Consider the following 1,196-nt stretch of genomic DNA (forward strand, 5'->3'; position numbering starts at 1 on the left):
GGTAATCCCCCCATTTTTAGAGGGGTTCTGACTGAGAATTCAGGCAGCTGCTTTTAGTTTCTGGGCGGGTGTGAACCCACCGTTCCCCATGTTGGGTCTGTCATGATTATATGTCCAGAGCCATTGTGTGGCGACCTCCTGCACGTCCTGAATGCTTTCAAACAGAGACTGCTCGAGCCATTCCTGCCGGACAGTTCTGTTGTAGCGTTCGATATAGGCGTTCTGCTGCGGATTGCCCGGTTGCGTATAGATCAGGGTAATCCCCTGCTTTTCGGCCCAGGAAACCAACGTATGGCTGACATATTCAGGACCATTATCCATTCGGATAGCCTCTGGCCTGCCACGCCACTCCATAACCTGCTCCAGACAGCGGACAACCCGACAGGCCGGCAAGGAAAAATCAACCTCAATCGCCAGTCCTTCACGATTGAAGTCATCCAGAATGTTCAGGAGCCGAAAAGCACGTCCATCCAAAAGCCTGTCCGCCATGAAATCCATGGACCAGACTTTGTTGGGAAGTGCTGGGACCGATAGCTTTTCAGGTTTTTCACGCATCAGACGCTTGCGGGGGTTAATCCGCAGGTTGAGTTCCAGTTCCCGATAGATCCGATAAACCCGCTTATGATTCCAGACCTGTCCCTGCACGTTACGCAGATACAGGAAACACAGGCCAAATCCCCATCTCCTGTGAGCCTGGGTCAGTCCCACCAGAAGATCGGCAATCCTGTCGTTCTCCGCCGCCAGTCGCGGACAATAGCGAAAGCAGGTCTCGGATATCCCAAAAATCTGACAGGCCAGCGCAATGCTGACCCCGTGATGCGCCACAGCCTGTGCGGCCAGTTCCCGGCGCTGGGCTGGCCGCTTCATTTTTTTCCAAGGGCCTCCTTCAGGATATCCGTCTGCATGCTCAGATCCGCATACATCCGCTTCAGCCGACGGTTCTCTTCTTCCAGAGCCTTCATCTGACTGATCATCGAGGCATCCATGCCGCCATATTTCGCGCGCCACCGGTAAAACGTCGCGTTGCTGATCCCATGCTCCCGGCACAGGTCAGGAACCGAGATGCCACCCTCAGCCTGGCGGATCACGCCCATAATCTGGGCATCAGTAAAGCGATCACTCTTCATCAAAATCTCCTCATCCTCACGCTGAGAAAATTCTCATTCAAAAGCCACTCTTTTTATGGGGGGATTACC

1 protein-coding gene is annotated in these 1,196 nt (G+C 53.8%); it reads right to left on the bottom strand.

The window, feature by feature from the left end; all coding sequences use genetic code 11:
- Positions 1-39: 39 nt before the first annotated feature.
- Positions 40-1,127 (bottom strand): IS3 family transposase gene (locus GOB82_RS13195; RefSeq protein ID WP_166123794.1). Its coding sequence is split into 2 segments (ribosomal slippage): positions 40-866 and positions 866-1,127, totalling 1,089 coding nucleotides; the frame shifts between segments, so codons are not numbered across the junction.
- Positions 1,128-1,196 lie beyond the last annotated feature (69 nt).

The organism is Acetobacter farinalis (assembly GCF_011516935.1).
GTDB lineage: Bacteria > Pseudomonadota > Alphaproteobacteria > Acetobacterales > Acetobacteraceae > Acetobacter > Acetobacter farinalis.